This is a genomic window from Streptomyces qaidamensis (assembly GCF_001611795.1).
Classification (GTDB): Bacteria; Actinomycetota; Actinomycetes; order Streptomycetales; family Streptomycetaceae; genus Streptomyces; species Streptomyces qaidamensis.
Map to the genome: position 1 here is coordinate 5,240,577 of NZ_CP015098.1, position 16,467 is coordinate 5,257,043.

General features: G+C 70.2%; 17 protein-coding genes. 10 read left to right on the forward strand and 7 right to left on the reverse strand.

Annotated elements, in window-relative coordinates:
* Positions 1-58: 58 nt before the first annotated feature.
* From A4E84_RS23295 to ccsB, 4 genes are read left to right on the forward strand one after another with little or no spacing between them, the layout of a single operon-like run.
* Positions 59-706: a TlpA family protein disulfide reductase gene (locus A4E84_RS23295; protein ID WP_062928446.1), complete on the forward strand. Its 648-nt coding sequence runs from the start codon at positions 59-61 to the stop codon at positions 704-706.
* 13 nt (positions 707-719) lie between these two features.
* Positions 720-1,493 (forward strand): cytochrome c biogenesis CcdA family protein, encoded by a 774-nt coding sequence (locus tag A4E84_RS23300; protein WP_062928447.1) that lies wholly within the window; start codon positions 720-722, stop codon positions 1,491-1,493.
* A 3-nt stretch (positions 1,494-1,496) separates the two neighbouring features.
* Positions 1,497-3,239, forward strand: a complete 1,743-nt coding sequence (gene resB / locus A4E84_RS23305; RefSeq protein ID WP_062928448.1) for a cytochrome c biogenesis protein ResB — start codon at positions 1,497-1,499, stop codon at positions 3,237-3,239.
* Positions 3,236-4,318, forward strand: a complete 1,083-nt coding sequence (gene ccsB, locus A4E84_RS23310; RefSeq protein ID WP_062928449.1) for a c-type cytochrome biogenesis protein CcsB — start codon at positions 3,236-3,238, stop codon at positions 4,316-4,318. The genes resB and ccsB overlap by 4 nt, the downstream gene beginning before the upstream one ends.
* Before the next feature lie 15 nt (positions 4,319-4,333).
* On the opposite strand, the gene A4E84_RS23315 is transcribed toward ccsB, so the two are convergent.
* From A4E84_RS23315 to A4E84_RS23325, 3 genes are all read right to left on the reverse strand, one after another.
* Entirely contained in the window at positions 4,334-5,746 is a 1,413-nt protein-coding gene (locus A4E84_RS23315; RefSeq protein WP_062928450.1) for a condensation domain-containing protein, read from the reverse strand.
* A gap of 135 nt (positions 5,747-5,881) precedes the next feature.
* The gene (locus A4E84_RS23320; protein WP_062928451.1) at positions 5,882-6,334 is read right to left on the reverse strand and encodes a nucleoside deaminase; all 453 of its coding nucleotides are present in this window, start codon (positions 6,332-6,334) and stop codon (positions 5,882-5,884) included.
* A 4-nt stretch (positions 6,335-6,338) separates the two neighbouring features.
* A complete protein-coding gene (locus A4E84_RS23325; protein WP_062928452.1) occupies positions 6,339-7,091 on the reverse strand; it encodes a MerR family transcriptional regulator in 753 nt (250 codons plus the stop codon).
* 81 nt (positions 7,092-7,172) lie between these two features.
* On the opposite strand from A4E84_RS23325, the gene uvrA reads away from it, so the two are divergent.
* Positions 7,173-9,635 (forward strand): excinuclease ABC subunit UvrA, encoded by a 2,463-nt coding sequence (gene uvrA / locus A4E84_RS23330; protein ID WP_062928453.1) that lies wholly within the window; start codon positions 7,173-7,175, stop codon positions 9,633-9,635.
* A gap of 90 nt (positions 9,636-9,725) precedes the next feature.
* Positions 9,726-10,793 carry a ferritin-like domain-containing protein gene (locus tag A4E84_RS23335; RefSeq protein ID WP_062928454.1) on the forward strand — a complete coding sequence of 356 codons (1,068 nt, stop codon included), beginning with the start codon at positions 9,726-9,728 and terminating at the stop codon, positions 10,791-10,793.
* Here A4E84_RS23335 and A4E84_RS45500 read toward each other — a convergent pair.
* Positions 10,774-11,409, reverse strand: a complete 636-nt coding sequence (locus A4E84_RS45500; RefSeq protein WP_062928455.1) for a DUF7848 domain-containing protein — start codon at positions 11,407-11,409, stop codon at positions 10,774-10,776. The two genes, A4E84_RS23335 and A4E84_RS45500, sit on opposite strands and share 20 nt — an antisense overlap.
* 104 nt (positions 11,410-11,513) lie before the next feature.
* Here A4E84_RS45500 and A4E84_RS43730 point away from each other — a divergent pair, with 104 nt between their 5' ends.
* Both A4E84_RS43730 and A4E84_RS44695 read left to right on the forward strand, forming a co-directional pair.
* Positions 11,514-12,452, forward strand: a complete 939-nt coding sequence (locus tag A4E84_RS43730; RefSeq protein WP_062928456.1) for a helix-turn-helix domain-containing protein — start codon at positions 11,514-11,516, stop codon at positions 12,450-12,452.
* Entirely contained in the window at positions 12,400-12,510 is a 111-nt protein-coding gene (locus tag A4E84_RS44695; protein WP_237305141.1) for a DUF397 domain-containing protein, read from the forward strand. Before A4E84_RS43730 ends, A4E84_RS44695 begins: the two co-directional genes overlap by 53 nt.
* A 9-nt stretch (positions 12,511-12,519) precedes the next feature.
* On the opposite strand, the gene A4E84_RS23350 is transcribed toward A4E84_RS44695, so the two are convergent.
* Both A4E84_RS23350 and A4E84_RS23355 read right to left on the reverse strand, forming a co-directional pair.
* Complete coding sequence (locus A4E84_RS23350; protein WP_062928457.1) at positions 12,520-13,035, reverse strand: DinB family protein; 516 nt, start codon at positions 13,033-13,035, stop codon at positions 12,520-12,522.
* 63 nt (positions 13,036-13,098) lie between these two features.
* Positions 13,099-13,398: a PLD nuclease N-terminal domain-containing protein gene (locus A4E84_RS23355; RefSeq protein WP_062928458.1), complete on the reverse strand. Its 300-nt coding sequence runs from the start codon at positions 13,396-13,398 to the stop codon at positions 13,099-13,101.
* Positions 13,399-13,465: 67 nt separating this feature from the next.
* On the opposite strand from A4E84_RS23355, the gene A4E84_RS23360 reads away from it, so the two are divergent.
* Positions 13,466-14,917, forward strand: coding sequence for a menaquinone biosynthesis decarboxylase (locus A4E84_RS23360; protein WP_062928459.1), 1,452 nt, complete (start codon positions 13,466-13,468; stop codon positions 14,915-14,917).
* Positions 14,914-15,816: a menaquinone biosynthesis prenyltransferase MqnP gene (mqnP, locus tag A4E84_RS23365; protein ID WP_062928460.1), complete on the forward strand. Its 903-nt coding sequence runs from the start codon at positions 14,914-14,916 to the stop codon at positions 15,814-15,816. Before A4E84_RS23360 ends, mqnP begins: the two co-directional genes overlap by 4 nt.
* On the opposite strand, the gene A4E84_RS23370 is transcribed toward mqnP, so the two are convergent.
* Positions 15,806-16,411 (reverse strand): rhomboid family intramembrane serine protease, encoded by a 606-nt coding sequence (locus A4E84_RS23370; RefSeq protein WP_062928461.1) that lies wholly within the window; start codon positions 16,409-16,411, stop codon positions 15,806-15,808. The two genes, mqnP and A4E84_RS23370, sit on opposite strands and share 11 nt — an antisense overlap.
* Positions 16,412-16,467: the final 56 nt, after the last annotated feature.

Here is a 16,467-nt window from a genome sequence, read left to right on the forward strand (position 1 = left end):
TTTCCGCCCGCAAGGGGGGTGGGCGAGACCCCCAGAACGGGCATGCGAAACTTTTCACATGAGTGCCGCCAGCGCCCCCCAGCGTTCGAACCGCACGACCCGTGCCACCGAGCGCACCCGCCGTGTCCGCCGCAGCGCCGTCCTGACCGCCGGTCTCGCCGCCACCGCACTGCTCGTCTCCGCGTGCGGCTCCGGCGGCACCTCCGGCGGGGGCGGCAACACCAACTTCGTCACCGGCACCGACGGCGTCGCCACGGCGGCCAAGGGCGAGCGCACCCCCGCGCCCGACCTGTCCGGCAAGACCATCGCCGGCAAGACCCTCGACGTCGCCGACTACAAGGGCAAGGTCGTCGTCCTCAACGTGTGGGGTTCCTGGTGCAACCCCTGCCGCGCCGAGGCCAAGTACTTCGCGAAGGTGTCCAAGGAGTACGCGGACAAGGGCGTGCAGTTCGTCGGCATCAACACCCGCGACACCTCCACCGGCGCCGCCCTCGCCTTCGAGAAGGACTGGGGCATCACCTACCCCAGCCTCTACGACCCGACCGGCAAGCTGCTGCTGCGCTTCAAGAAGGGCACGCTCAACCCGCAGGCGATCCCCTCCACACTCATCCTCGACCGGGACGGCAAGATCGCGGCCCGTTCCCTGTCCGCGCTCAGCGAGGAACGGCTGCTGAAGATGCTCAAGCCGGTCGTCGCCGAGAAGTGAGCGGAGTAGTGACGTGAGCGCAGTCACCACGCTCGCCGCGGTCGCGGACCCCAACGGCACGGTGCTCAAGGGCGCCCTGCTGGCGGCCCTGCCGATCGCGCTGCTCGGCGGCCTCGTCTCCTTCTTCTCGCCGTGCGTCCTGCCGCTGGTGCCCGGCTACCTGTCCTATGTGACGGGGGTCGCCGGCACCGACCTCGCCGAGGCGCGGCGCGGCCGGATGGTCGCGGGCGCCTCCCTGTTCGTGCTCGGCTTCACCGCCGTGTTCGTCTCCTCCGGGGCGTTGTTCGGCTACTTCGGCGCCACGCTTCAGGAGCACAGGGACATCCTGTCCAAGGTGCTCGGCGTGCTCATGATCCTCATGGGTGTCTTCTTCATGGGCCTCATGCCCTGGTTCACCCAGCGCGAGTTCCGCCTCCACCGCAAGCCCGTGGCCGGGCTGGCCGGCGCGCCCCTGATCGGGGCGCTGTTCGGCATCGGCTGGACGCCCTGCATCGGCCCCACCCTCGCCTCCGTGCTCGCCCTCTCCTCCGAGCAGGGCAGCGCCGGACGCGGGGCCGTGCTGACCATCGCGTACTGTCTGGGCCTGGGCGTGCCCTTCGTGCTCGCCGCGGTCGCCTTCCGCAAGGCCCTCGGAGCCTTCGGCTGGATCAAGCGCCACTACGTCTGGGTGATGCGGATCGGCGGCATCATGATGATCGTGACCGGTCTGCTCCTGCTGACCGGCGCCTGGGACCGCATCGTGCAGGAGATGCAGGTCTGGTCCGACGGCTTCACTGTGGGGATCTGATCGATGAGCAAGACCACCGCCTCCGACCCGGCCCCCTCCGCCGCCGAGGAGCAGGAGCTGGGCGACGCCGGCTCCCAGCTGTCCACCGCCCCCAGGGAGGACGCGCCCAACCTGCCCTCCCTGGGCGTCATCGGCTGGGCCCGCTGGTTCTGGCGGCAGCTGACCTCCATGCGGGTCGCGCTCCTGCTGCTCCTGCTGCTCTCCCTCGGCGCGATCCCCGGCTCGCTCATCCCGCAGTCCGGCCAGGACGAGACGAAGGTCGCCGACTTCCGCAAGGGCAACCCCACCCTCGGCGACGTCTACGACAAGCTCGGCCTGTTCCACGTCTACAGCTCGGTGTGGTTCTCCGCGATCTACATCCTGCTGTTCGTCTCCCTCATCGGCTGCATCGTCCCCCGCACCTGGCAGTTCGTCGGCCAGCTGCGCGGCCTGCCGCCCGGCGCGCCCCGGCGGCTGAACCGGCTGCCCGCGCACACCACCTGGCGCACCACGGCCGAACCCGAGCAGGTGCACCAGGCCGCCCTGGCCCTGCTGAAGAAGCGCCGCTTCCGCACCCACCTCACCGGGGACGCCGTCGCCGCCGAGAAGGGCTACCTGCGCGAGACGGGCAACCTCGTCTTCCACATCGCCCTCATCGTGATGCTGATCGCCTTCGCCTGGGGCCAGCTCTTCAAGTCCGAGGGCAACAAGCTCGTCGTCGAGGGTGACGGCTTCTCCAACACCCTCACCCAGTACGACGACTTCAAGTCCGGCAACCTCTTCACGTCCGACGACCTGGTGCCGTTCAGCTTCAACCTGAAGAAGTTCACCGGCACCTATGAGCGCACCGGCCCCAACAAGGGCACCCCGCGCGTCTACCAGGCCGACATCACCTACAGCTCCGGCGCCTACGGCAAGGAGAAGAACGACACCGTCCAGGTGAACCACCCCCTGGAGATCGGCGACTCCAAGGTCTACCTCGTCAGCCACGGCTACGCCCCGGTCATCACCGTCCGCGACGCCAAGGGCAAGATCGTCTTCGACGACGCCGTACCGCTGCTGCCGCTGGACGCCAACGTCACCTCCTCCGGCGTCGTCAAGGTCCTCGACGGCTACCGCAACGCCCAGGGCAAGAAGGAGCAGCTCGGCTTCAACGCCTTCTTCGTGCCGACCTTCGGCGGCTCCGCCAGCGGCACGATGCTGTCCCAGTTCCCGGCGCTGGACAATCCGCTGCTCGCGCTGTCCGCCTACCACGGCGACCTCGGGGCCGACTCGGGCATCCCGCAGAGCGTCTACCAGATGGACCGCACCAACATGAAGGAGTTCAAGGACTCCCAGGGCAAGCTGTTCAAGAAGCTGCTGAAGCCCGGCGAGACCATGAAGCTCCCGAACGGCGCCGGTTCGGTCACCTTCGGCAAGGACATCAAGGAGTGGGCCGGCTTCCAGATCGTCCAGCAGCCCGGCAGCGGCTGGGCCCTCGCCGGTGCCCTCGCCGCGATCGGCGGCCTCGCCGCCTCCCTGTTCATCCAGCGCCGCCGCGTCTGGGTGCGCGCGGTCAAGGGCGCCGACGGCGTCACCGTCGTGGAGATGGCCGGTCTCGGCCGCAGTGAGTCCGCCAAGGTCCCCGAGGAGCTGGGCCACCTCGCCGGCGACCTCTACGAGCAGGCACCGGGCGCTCCCGGTCCCGCCACCCCCGCAGATTCCCCCGACCCCGCCCAGGAGCCGGGTACCGCAACCTCCGTACCTGCCGAAGGGGCTGAGAAGTGACTCTCGCCGCCGCCACCAACGAAAACCTCGCGAGCATCAGCAATGTGCTGATCTACTCCGCGATGGCCGTCTACACCCTGGCCTTCTTCGCGTACATCGCCGAATGGCTCTTCGGCAGCCGCAGCAAGGTCGCCCGGACCGCCGCCGCGCTCACCACCAAGGCGGACGCCAAGAAGGCGGCCCCGGCCGTCACCGTGAACCAGGCCGGCGGCACCGCCGTGCTGGAGCGGCCGAAGGTCACCGTGCGGGCCGCGGCCGGTCAGCGCGACGTGCCGGACGGTCCCGGGGCGCACGGCGGGGACGAGCAGGGCGACCTGTACGGCCGGATCGCCATCTCCCTCACGGTGCTCGCCTTCCTGGTCGAGTTCGGTGGTGTCCTCACCCGCGCCCTGTCGGTGGAGCGCGCCCCGTGGGGCAACATGTACGAGTTCAACATCACGTTCTCCACGGTCGCGGTCGGCGTGTACCTCGGACTGCTCGCGCTGAAGAAGAACGTGCGCTGGCTCGGCCTGTTCCTGATCACCTCGGTCCTGCTCGACCTGGGCCTGGCGGTCACGGTCCTCTACACCGCCAGCGACCAGCTGGTCCCGGCCCTGCACTCGTACTGGCTGTACATCCACGTCTCGACGGCGATCTTCTGCGGCGCGGTCTTCTACGTCGGCGCGGTCGGCACGATCCTGTACCTGTTCAAGGACTCCTACGAGAGCAAGCTCGCGAGCGGCGGCACGCCCGGCACCTTCGCGACCTCCGTCCTGGAGCGGCTGCCCTCCGCCGCCTCCCTCGACAAGTTCTCCTACCGCGTCAACGCGGCCGTCTTCCCGCTGTGGACGTTCACGATCATCGCGGGCGCCATCTGGGCCGGCGACGCGTGGGGCCGCTACTGGGGCTGGGACCCCAAGGAGACCTGGTCCTTCATCACCTGGGTCGCCTACGCCTGCTACCTGCACGCCCGCGCCACCGCCGGCTGGAAGGGCCGCAAGGCCGCCTACCTGGCCCTCATCGCCTTCGGCTGCTGGCTGTTCAACTACTACGGCGTGAACATCTTCGTCTCCGGCAAGCACTCCTACGCGGGCGTGTAGGCCCCGCCGGGCATCTCACCGCCGGGCGGCGGGGGCGTGGTCCGCGACCGACACGATGATGTCGCGCAGCCGGTCGGCGTACAGCCGCAGGTTCTTGTGCGCGACATCGGTGTCCGGGTAGCGGGCCGCGAACCACAGGCCCTCGTGGAGGCGGGTGACCCAGGCGCAGACCTGGTCGCCGTAGGACACCCGGATCAGGCCGTAGGCGTTGCGCTCGGTCCAGGCGGCTGACTCGGGGATGCCGCGGGCGTCGGCGAACGACACGATCGAGTACATGTCGGGGGACGTCGGCCGGAAGTCCGCGCCGAGCAGCCGCAGCACCCGGGCCAGCGGCATCCGGGCCAGGGGCCGGGTGGCGTGCAGCGCGGCGCGTACGGTCTTCAGCGCGGCGGGGAAGTCGGGCGCCTCGTCGACGGGCACCTCGATCGGCGCGCCGCCGACGTACCAGCCCACCGAGTCCGAGTACGCGGACTTCGCCCGGGTGTGGAAGGGCACGACCGTCCGGTAGACGGGCTCACCGCCGATCTCGTGGACGATCAGGGCCGTCGCCGCCAGCAGCCCGACCAGGGAGCCCCCGAAGGGGCGGCAGTACGCCTCGAACGCGGCGGCGGCGTCCGCGTCCACGAGCATCTCCCGCATGAGCTTCTGCGTCGGCAGACCGCCCCCGCTCTCCAGCCCGAGGTCGACGGGGAAGCTCGGCAGCCGACCGTCGCAGCGCCGGATGAACTCCCGCCAGCGGGCGACGATCTCGTGGTCCGCGTCGAGCCGGTCCGCGTCCGCCCGCTCGGCCTCGCAGAAGTCGACGTAGCTGGAGACCGGGGGCTGCTCCGGGGCGCGGCCGGTGAGGTGACCGGCGTACAGCTCCTGGATCTCGGCCGGGATGCGGTAGAGGGAGTACGCGTCGACGTTGCTGTGGTCGAAGGCCATGTACACGCTGGTGGAGTCGTCCCGGACGACGGCCGTGTAGATGAGGTTCGGCCAGCGCAGCGCGTCGGCGGTGGTGTCGAAGCGGTCCTGGAGGTGCTGGGCCAGGGCCGCCGGGTCGGTGAACTCCCCGGCGTCCTCGCGGTGCAGGGACACGGCGTCCGCGTCGAGTGTGAAGCGGCGCAGGGAGTCACCGGGCCCGCCCGCCCAGCGGAAGCCGCTGCGCAGCGTCTCGTGCCGCAGCGTCCAGCCGCGCAGCGCCGCGCCCAGGGCGTCCAGGTCGGCCCGGCCCGGGAGGTCGAAGGCCGCACCGATCCAGGTCGGGACGAACAGCCCGTCCTCGCGCACCGACCGCGCCGTCCGCAGATGTGACTCCTGGATGTAGGCGGGTGGCCTGGAGTCCTCGGGCAGGGCCTTCGCCGTCGCGACGGTCGCCGGACTGAGCGTCCATTCGACGAGTCGTCCAGGCCGGACCTCGCAGCGCTGGATGTCGGTCATTCGCACGGGGCGTCTCCGTTCGCAGATGGGACAGACCCGATCAAGGGAATGCCGAGCCGGCCACCGGCCACACCGCGTGTCGTCACATTTCAGGAGAACGGATGGCATCTCGAACGGCGATGCGGGGTCCGTCCGATGTGCTCAGTTGACGCCGATGTCCTCGTGCCAGAGCGCGGGGTGTTCCGCGATGAAAGCGCGCATCAGCCCGGCGCACTCGGCGTCGTCCACCAGCACGATCTCCACACCGTGTTCGGCCAGCCAGTCGTGGCCGCCGTGGAAGGTGACCGCCTCGCCGATCACCACCCGGGAGATGCCGAACTGCCGCACCAGGCCGGAGCAGTACCAGCACGGGGACAGGGTCGTCACCATCGTCGTACCCCGGTAGGAGCGCTGCCGCCCGGCCGCGCGGAAGGCGGCGGTCTCCGCGTGCAGGGACGGATCGCCGTCCTGGACACGGCGGTTGTGGCCGCGGCCCAGCAGGGTGCCGTCGGCGCCGTACAGCGCCGCACCGATCGGGATGCCGCCCTCGGCGAGCCCGGAACGGGCCTCCTCGACAGCGGTCGTCAGCCATGTGCGTGCCTGTGCCTGGTCCATGACCTCATCCAAGCCCGCCTGCGGTCGGTCCCGTCGTCACCGCGGCCGGGCCGAACCGGTCGAGGTACGTGTGCAGGGCGCCCGCGCCCTCGATCATCACCCTGCTGCGGGCGGTCAGCGCCTGGCCGCGGGCCGCGACGGCGGCGCGCAGCGCCGCACTGCTGCCCTCCCGCCGCAGCCCCTCCAGCACCGGCCTGATCTGGTCGAACAGATAGTGGCTGCGGCGCAGGGTGTGCACGAGCCGGGCGTCGCGCACATCGGCCGGTTCGTAGATCCGGTAACCCGTCCCGCGCTCGCGGCCCGGCGTGAGCAGCCCGGCCCCCTCCCACACCCGCAGCGCGGAGGTCCGTACGCCCAGCAGCACGGCCACCTCGCCGATGCGCAGGCCGCCGGAGCGGGGGAGCGGGGCCGGGGGCTCCAGCGCCAGCAGTTCCAGGGCCTCGCTCGCCGCCCGCAGGGACACCCGCTCCTCGTGCAGGGCGGCATGCGCGGCGTCGACCAGCGCGAGCGCGCCCGGGACGTCCCCCGCGTGCAGGGTCCGCATGATCCCCGCCGCCGTCACCGGCCCGTACCCCCGCATCAGCGCCCGGTACGCCAGCAACGCACCGCGGTGCACCTCCCCGAAGGCGCGGTAGCCGGACGCGGTCCGGGCGGCCGGCGGGAGCACACCGGCGTCCTCGTAGTTGCGGATCTGCTGCGCCGAGACACCGGCCAGCCGGGCCAGGTCGACGGGGCGGAGGCGGCGTTCGTTCGTCATCGATTTGAAGGTTACGGCAGGAAACAGGCAGTGGCTCCCTCTCAAGTCTCAAGGAGGTACTTCAATGGAAGACTTGAAGGAATGGACGACTGTATCCGCGTCACCGGCGCACGCCTGAACAACCTCAAGAACGTCTCCCTCTCCCTGCCGAAGAACAAGCTGGTCGTCCTGACCGGCCTGTCCGGCTCCGGCAAGTCCACCCTCGCCTTCGACACCCTCCACCGGGAGGGCCAGCGGCAGTACCTGGAGTCGCTGGGCATGGTCACCGGCTTCGTCAGCAAACCCGCCGTCGACTCGATCACCGGCCTGTCCCCGTCCATCAGCGTCGACCAGCACCTCACCAACCGCAGCCCCCGCTCCACGGTCGGCACGGTCACCGAGGTCTTCACCTACCTGCGGCTGCTGTGGTCGCGCATCGGGATCCGGCCCTGCCCCGGCTGCGGCAAGGACATCCCGCCGTCCTACGCCGACGGTGCCGAGGCCGACGAGGACGCCGAGCCCGAGCAGTGGCCCTGCCCGCACTGTTCCACCCCGGTACCCGAACTGGTCATGGGCTCCTTCTCCTTCAACAAGCCCGCCGGAGCCTGCCCGGCCTGCACCGGCCTGGGCGAGGTGATCCGCCCCGACGTGCGGCGCCTGGTCGACGACGGCAAGCCGGTCGCGCAGGGGGCGGTGAAGGGCTGGAACGCGAAGTACACCGCCTGGAGCCTGCCCGTGCTGCGGGCAGCCGCCGCCCACTACGGCTTCACCTTCGACACGGACGCACCGTTCGGCGAACTCGACGGCATACAACAGGACTTGCTTCTCCACGGCGTGGAAAGCCGGGAGTTCCGGCGGCACTTCCCCGACACCGCCCCACCGGCGACCGTGACGACGGGCCGCTTCGAAGGGGTCGCGACGGCGCTGCTGCGCCGCTACAACGACCGCGCCGACGACCCCGACTACCGCGAACGGGCCGAGCAGCAGGGTCTGGTGAAGCAGCCCTGCGGGGAGTGCGGCGGGACCCGGCTGTGCGCCCGGGCCCGGGCGGTGACCGTGCACGGCCTCACCGTCGTCGAGGCCGCCCGGCTGCCGCTGACCGACCTCGGCGCATGGCTGACCGGCCTGCGCGAGCGGTCGGACGGGGACGAGTGGCTGTTCGTGGAGCCGGTCGTGGCCGACCTGGAGGAGCGGGTCCGGCGCCTGCTGGACGTCGGCGTCGGCTACCTCACCCTGGGCCAGGCCACACCCAGCCTCTCCGCCGGCGAGACCCAGCGGCTGCGGCTGGCCGCCCTGCTCGGCTCCGGCCTGACCGGCGTCCTCTACGTCCTGGACGAGCCGACCATCGGCCTGCACCCCTCGGACACCGCCCGTCTGATCGGGGTCCTGCGCCGCCTGCGCGACCTGGGCAACACCGTGCTCGTCGTCGAGCACGACCTGGAGGTGCTGCGGGCGGCCGACCACGTCGTGGACGTCGGGCCGGGGGGGGGCCGGGACGGCGGGTGGATCGTCGCCGAGGGCACGCCGCAGGAGGTGGCCCGGGCCGAGGGCTCCGTCACCGGCGCGTACCTCTCGGGCCGCCTCCCCGCACCCCGGTCGCGTGGTCGCGGCGACGGCGAGGCGGCGCTGCTGATCAGGGGAGCCCGGGCCCACAACCTCAAGGACGTCACCGTACGGATCCCGCTGGGGCGACTGGTGACGGTCACCGGCCCGTCCGGTTCGGGCAAGTCGACCCTGCTGCTGGACATCCTCGGCCGGGCCGCCCGCCGGCACTTCCACGGGGCGGGGGAACTGCCCGCCGAGCACGACGGCATCGACGGCTGGGAGCACCTGTCCAAGGCCGTCCTCATCGACCAGGCGCCGGTCGGCCGCGTGCCCCGTTCCAACGCGGCGACGTACTCGGACGTCTTCACCCCGATCCGCGAGGCCTTCGCGGCAGCCGGACGACTCCCCGCGGGCCGCTTCTCCTTCAACGTGCCGGGCGGCCGCTGCGAACGCTGCGAGGGCGCCGGGGTGCTGACGGTCCGCATGCACTTCCTCCCCGCGGTCCCGGTGCGATGCCCGGGCTGCCGGGGGCGGCGCTTCCGGCCCGAGGTGCTCGCCGTCCGGTACGCGGGCCACGACATCGCGGAGGTGCTGGAGGCGACGGTCGACGAGGCGCTGGAGGTCTTCCGGGACGTGCCCGCCGTGGCCGGACGGCTGCGCCGCATGGCCGACGTGGGCCTCGGCTACCTCCCGCTGGGCCAGCCGGCCACCACGCTGTCCGGCGGCGAGGCCCAACGCCTCAAACTGGCACGGGAACTGGGCCGCAGGCCGAGCGACCGCACGCTGTACGTCCTCGACGAGCCGACGACCGGCCTGCACGCCGCGGACACGGCCCGGCTGCTGGACGCCCTGCAACGGCTGGTGGACGCGGGCCACTCCGTCATCACCATCGAGCACAACACGGACGTCATGCGGGCCTCCGACTGGCTGATCGACCTCGGGCCGGTCGGCGGGGCGGGCGGGGGGAGGCTGATGTCGGAAGGGGCCGGATGGGCTGCGGCCGGTACGGGTGCGTCGTAGGCTCGTGAATATCGGGGATTCGCGTCAGAAAAGGCGAAACTCAGATGCGCCTTCTGATGGTGCACGAGCACGGCGGGGAAGTGACGTCCCATGGCGACAATCGTCAGCTATCAGAGCAGCAGAATCGTCGAATTGATGGACGCGCGTGAAGATCAGCGCGATTCCGAATGGTTGAAGGACGCACTGCAGCAGGCCGTCATGCTGGAGCTCTCTACGCTTCCGCCGTATCTGTGCGCCCTGTGGTCCATCGAGGACCAGGAGTCCGACGTGGCCCAAGCCATTCGCCGCGTCGTCTTCGACGAGATGTCACATCTGGGGCTCGCCGGAAATCTGCTGACGACGATCGGTGGCATGCCCCGCCTCGCCGACGCCCGGACGGCACCGAAATACCCCGGCCCGCTGCCCGGAGGCGTGCGCCCGGACCTGACCGTCTTCCTGAGCGGGCTCACCAAGGATTCCCTGGACCTGTTCTCCCGCATCGAGGAGCCGGACGACCCGGTCACGGTGGAGAGCGGCGGGCACACGTCCATCGGGGCCTTCTACTCGGCGATCGGCGAGGCGTTCCGGCAGCATCCGGACCTGATCACCGGCACCCGGCAGATGCGCCGGCTCATGTCGCACCACGGCGAGGGCAACGACGTGCTGGAGATCACCTCGCTCGCCGGCGCCGAGAAGGCCATCGGCATCATCAAGGAGCAGGGCGAGGGCACGGCGGCCTCGCCGGAGAATCCGCACCCCGGAGAGCAGGGGGAACTCGCCCACTTCTATGTCTTCCGCGAACTCTTCCACGGCCGCAAGCTGGTCAGGACCTCCCAGAACCCCGACCGGTGGGAATTCGCCGGAGACGCCATAGCCATGCCCTCCGCCCTCCCCATGGGGAAGGTTCCGGCAGGCGGCTGGGAAGCCGGAGGCCTGCCGGCACCGGATGAGGAGACGAGGCAGCGGCTGGTGGAAGTCAATCTCCAGTACAGCGAGATGCTGAGGTTCCTCGAACGGGCCTGGCAGGCCACTGCGACGGCCGACATGCAGAGAAATCTCTCGGCAGCGGTGACCCGGATGCGTTTCCTCGTCGAACCCTCCCAGCTCCTGATGCAGCGCGCACTGCCCGACGGGAGCGGCAGGACGTACGGTCCGGAATTCAGATATGTGGATCCCTGATCGCTGACCGGGCCGTGACCTGTTCGAGCACGGCGTAGTCCGCGAAACTGCGGCGGTAGCGCAGGTGCCGCGTCTCCTGGGTGTGCCTGCGCTGCCACTCCTCCACCTCGCCGGGCCCCTGGCACCGGCCCGAACCCGCCCCGCAGTCCTGCTCCTCGCCGGAGACGCAGTACGCCTCGTACTCGGGCAGGGCCGACGCGTCCTGCACGATCGTGTACGGCACGTACCGGAAGATCCTGCGGCCCGTCGACTCCCCACCGTGCTCCGCGCGTTGGTGCTGGCGCAGCAGCACGTTCGCGTCGGTCACCGCACTGCCGTCGAACGCCGCGCGTGCGCGGTCCCGCCGCAGCGCCAGCTCCTCACATCCCGCGCACCCGGGCACCGGGGAGGGCGGCCGGGCCGGGTCGGCCGACAGGCCTTCCCTGGAACGGTCGTTGAGCGCGCGCACGCCCGCACTGAGCCGCTCCTCCGGTGTCGCCTCGCGGATCCTCGCCGGGTCCGCCTGCCATTCCCGGCCGCCGCCGACCGGGCGCAGCATCACGTACGGGCCGGTCCTGTCCTGGTACTCGCCGACCTTGCACGTCTGCGGGTCGTAGACGAGCGTTCCCGGTTCCATTCCGCGCACCTCCGTCACTCTGGGTGTATCGAGCGTTGCGCACGGGAACAGTCCGGTTCAATGCTTGGCGTGTGACACCGGTGCACTGTCACGGAGGGGGAGCCGTGAGTCGACGGAACGGCGGGGCGAGTACGGCGGCGGTATTCGGGGAGGTCCTGCGGCACTTCCGTGAGGCCGCGATGCTCACGCAGGAGGGCTTGGCGAGGCAGATCCCGTGCGACCGTTCGCATGTGGCGCGGGTCGAGGGCGGTACGAGGGTTCCGCAGGACACGTTCGCCAAGACCTGTGACGAACTGTTGGGCACGGGTGGGGTGTTGGCCCGACTGTGGGCCCGGATCGACTGGTATCCGCAGGTGGAGCATCCCGACTGGTTCCGGCGGCGGGCGGAGATGGACGAGGTGGCCGTCTCCCTCCGGGAGTACCAGGAGCGGGTGATCCCGGGCTTGTTGCAGACGGCGGACTATGCGCAGTCGCTGTTCTCCCTGCTGGTGAGCGGCGAGGAGCTGGAGGAGCGCGTGCGGGCGCGCCTGAGTCGCCAGCAGCGTTTCCTGGCGGAGGGTGGCCCGCTGTACATCGTCGTTCTCGACGAGAGCTGCCTGCGCAACCTGATCGGCAGTCCGGCGGTGATGAGGGACCAGTGCGCGCACTTGCTCAACGTCGGACGGCGGCCCAATATCCGGATCCAGGTCGCCCCTGCCTCACGCCTCGGGCTGTTCCGCCCCAGTGGTTCCATGTCGCTGATCAAGCTGCCCGACGGGCACGACTGGGTCTACTCGGAATCGCTGGATCGCGGCCATTTCAACGACGATCCGGCCCTCTTCGCGCGCCATAGCCACACTTATGATGTGCTCAGGGCGGACGCCCTGTCAGCTCCCCAGTCCGCCGCTCTGATCCACGAGACGATGGAGAGGTACGCGCATCATGGACGGGAACTCGCTGACCTGGATCAGGAGCAGCTACAGCGACGCCAACGGCGGCAACTGCATAGAAATAGCCCCCGGTTTCCCAGAAACCGTCCCCGTCCGCGACAGCAAGAACCCTGACGGGCCGGTCCTGGTCGTGGGGCGGTCTGCCTGGGCGGCGTTCACCGCCGCCCTCTGAGAGCCGGTCTCAGACGCCGGTCCGCCCGTCGACGAGCTCACGGACGACGTCGAGGTGGCCGTTGTGGCGGGACGTCTCCTCGATGAGGTGGAGGATCACCCAGCGGAGGTCGACATGGCGGCCATCGCTGATGGGACGCTTGGCCGTTGAGTTCAGGTCGTGCTCGGACACCAGGCGGCGGTAACGGGCACTCTGCTCCCGGTACTCGGCGAGAAGGCGGGGCAACGGGATGTCGACCGCTGTCCGCATCTCGGGGTCGGGATCATCGTCGGTCGCCTCGGTGAGCGGCCCCACAGGCTCCTCGCCCAGGAACATCACCTGGAACCAGTAGTGCTCGACCCAGCGCAGATGGCTGATCAGCCCGCACAACGTCATCAGCGGTGAACTCGGGAGCGGGGCCTTGCGGGCGTCCTCGGCTGACACGCCCTCGCACTTGGCCAGCGCGGTGTCCCGGGCGTAGTCGAGGAAGGTGACCAGCTGCGTACGCTCGTCCCACGCGGAAGGTGTATCGGTTCGTCGGGTCATCGCGAGGAGCTTCGCGCAGCTCTGAACGGATGTCGACTCAATTGGTCGGAACCCGCACAGGCACTAGTCCTCGCGCCTGCGCCCGTCCGTGTCCGTGTCCGGATCCTTGTCCTGGTCGAGGGACTTCAGGAAGTCGGGATTGTCGTCGGGCGCCACCCACCGCCGGGGACGCTCCGCCGCCGGTACCCGCTTCTTGCCGGCGATCAGCCAGGAGATCGACCCGACAAGCGGAAACAGCAGCACAAGGATCGCCCACAGCGGCTTGGGCATGTGGCGGATCTCGTCGTCCTTCGTGCTGATGCAGTCGATGAACGCGTACACGCTGAGTGCCAACGGCACGAGGAACATCAGTACCCGGAGCATGCGGCCTCTCAGCGAAAGCGGGTGGGTGGTTCCAGGCCAGGGTAGCGGCTCGGGGATACTGGACCCCATGGCTTACGACGATCTTCGCTCCCTGCTCAGGGCGCTGGAGCGCGAGGGCGACCTCAAGCGCATCAAGGCCGAGGTGGACCCGTACCTGGAGGTCGGGGAGATCGTCGACCGGGTGCAGAAGTCCGGCGGCCCCGCCCTGCTCTTCGAGAACGTGCGCGGGTCGAGCATGCCCCTCGCGATGAACGTGTTCGGCACGGACCGGCGGCTGCTGAAGGCACTGGGCCTCAAGTCGTACGCCGAGATCTCCGAGCGGATCGGCGGGCTGCTCAAGCCCGAGCTGCCGCACGGCTTCGTCGGCGTCCGGGAGGCCTTCGGCAAGCTCGGCGCGATGACGCACGTGCCGCCGAAGAAGGTGAAGGACGGCCCCGTGCAGGAGGTCGTCCTGACGGGGGACGACGTCGACCTCGACCAGCTGCCCGCCCTGTTCACCTGGCCGAAGGACGGCGGGTCGTTCTTCAACCTGGGGCTGACCCACACCAAGGACCCGGAGAGCGGCGTCCGCAACCTCGGGCTGTACCGCCTCCAGCGGCACGACAAGCGCACCATCGGCATGCACTGGCAGATCCACAAGGACAGCCGGAACCACTACCAGGTGGCCGCGCGCAGGGGCGAGCGGCTGCCCGTCGCGATCGCCTTCGGGTGTCCGCCCGCCGTGACGTACGCCTCCACCGCCCCGCTGCCCGGGGACATCGACGAGTACCTGTTCGCCGGGTTCCTCGCGGGCAAGCGGATCGAGATGGTCGACTGCAAGACCGTGCCGCTCCAGGTGCCGGCGCAGGCGGAGGTCGTGATCGAGGGCTGGCTGGAGCCGGGCGAGATGCTGCCCGAGGGTCCGTTCGGCGACCACACCGGCTTCTACACGCCGCAGGAGCCCTTCCCGGCGCTGACGATCGACTGCATCACGATGCGGAAGCGGCCGCTGCTCCAGTCGATCGTCGTGGGCCGCCCGCCGACGGAGGACGGGCCGCTGGGCCGGGCGACGGAACGCTTCTTCCTGCCGCTGCTGAAGATCATCGTGCCGGACATCGTGGACTACCACCTGCCGGAGGCGGGCGGCTTCCACAACTGCGCGATCGTCTCGATCGACAAGAAGTACCCGAAGCACGCGCAGAAGGTCATGCACGCGATCTGGGGCGCGCACATGATGTCGCTGACCAAGCTGATCGTGGTCGTCGACTCCGACTGCGACGTGCACGATCTGCACGAGGTCGCCTGGCGGGCGCTGGGCAACACGGACTACGCCCGCGACCTGTCGGTCGTCGAGGGCCCCGTCGACCACCTCGACCACGCCTCCTACCAGCAGTTCTGGGGCGGCAAGGCCGGCATCGACGCGACGAAGAAGTGGCCCGAGGAGGGCTACACCCGCGACGGCGGCTGGCCCGACATGGTCGAGTCCGACCCGGAGACGGCGGCGAAGGTGGACCGCCGCTGGAAGGAGTACGGCCTGTGACTTCCGCTTCCGCCGCCATCCCGCAGCCGGGACGCACCAAGGCCTTCCTGCGGCTGGTGATGATCGAGCACTCGGTCTTCGCGCTGCCCTTCGCCTACATCGCCGCGCTCACCGCGATGTTCCAGTGGGACAGGAACATCCACTGGGGCAAGCTGCTGCTGGTCACCGTCTGCATGGTGGGGCTGCGCACGTTCGCCATGGCGGTCAACCGGATCATCGACCGGGAGATCGACGCGCGCAATCCGCGCACGGCACAGCGCGAGCTGGTGACCGGCGCGATGTCGGTGAAGCACGCGTGGACGGGCGCGCTGATCGCCCTGGCCGTGTTCCTCGGCGCGGCGGCCCTGCTCAACCCGCTGTGCCTGGCGCTGGCCCCCATCGCGGTGATCCCGATGGTGGTCTACCCGTACGGCAAGCGGTTCACGAACTTCCCGCAGGCCATCCTCGGCCTCGCCCAGGCCATGGGCCCGGTCGGCGGCTGGCTGGCGATCTCGGGGGAGTGGTCCTGGGAGGCGGTGATCCTCGGTCTGGCCGTCGGGATCTGGATCGGCGGCTTCGACCTGATCTACGCCTGCCAGGACGTGGAGACCGACCGTGAGATCGGCGTCATGTCCGTCCCGGCGCGGTTCGGCATCCCGTCGGCGATCTGGGGCGCCCGCGTCTGCCACGCCCTCACGACCGCCCTGTTCGTCTGGTACGCCCTCGCCACCGGCGCCGGTGCCTTCTTCTGGCTGGGCCTGCTGATCGTCGCCGGGGCCTTCCTCTACGAGCACTCGATCGTGCGCCCCCACGACCTCTCCCGGGTGAACCGGGCCTTCTTCAGCGTCAACGGCTTCATCGGCATCGCCCTGTTCGTGTGCGCGCTGCTGGACCTGCTGGTGCGTGGCCTCACCGTGTGAGCGCGGCTGGGGCTGCCGGGCCGCGGCGGAACACGAACGCCGCCGCCACCCCCGCCAGCAGGCCCAGCAGGTGGCCCTGCCAGCTGACGCCCGTCTGGGTCGGGGCCAGGCCCGCCAGGATCGAGCCGCCCCAGACCGCGGCGATCAGGACGCCCGCCAGGACGCCCCAGGGGCGGCGCTCGACGAATCCGCTGACCAGGAGGAAGCCGAAGAGGCCGAAGATCACGCCGGAGGCGCCCGCGGTGTTGGTGCCGTCCGGGGCTATGAGCCAGACGCCCAGGCCGTCGACGACGATGATCAGCGCGCAGACCAGCAGGAACCGGCGCAGGCCCGCGAGCGCCGCGAGGAAGCCGAGGACCAGCAGCGGCACGGTGTTGGCCGCCAGATGGGCGAAACCGAAGTGGATGAAGGACGAGGGGACGACATCGACCAGCTCGGACGGGTCGCGCGGGGTGACGCCGAAGCCGTCCAGCGCGTGGCCCGTGGCCACGTCGACCACTTCCAGCAGCCACAGCAGCGCGACCCAGGCGAGCATCAGCTTGCCCGCGGCCAGCGCACGATCGCCGTTCGACCACCCGGCTTGCGGACCCGACATGGCGACCCCCAGTGTTCGCTCGTCCCCTCCGTGCAACGGCCCGCACCCCTTGGCCG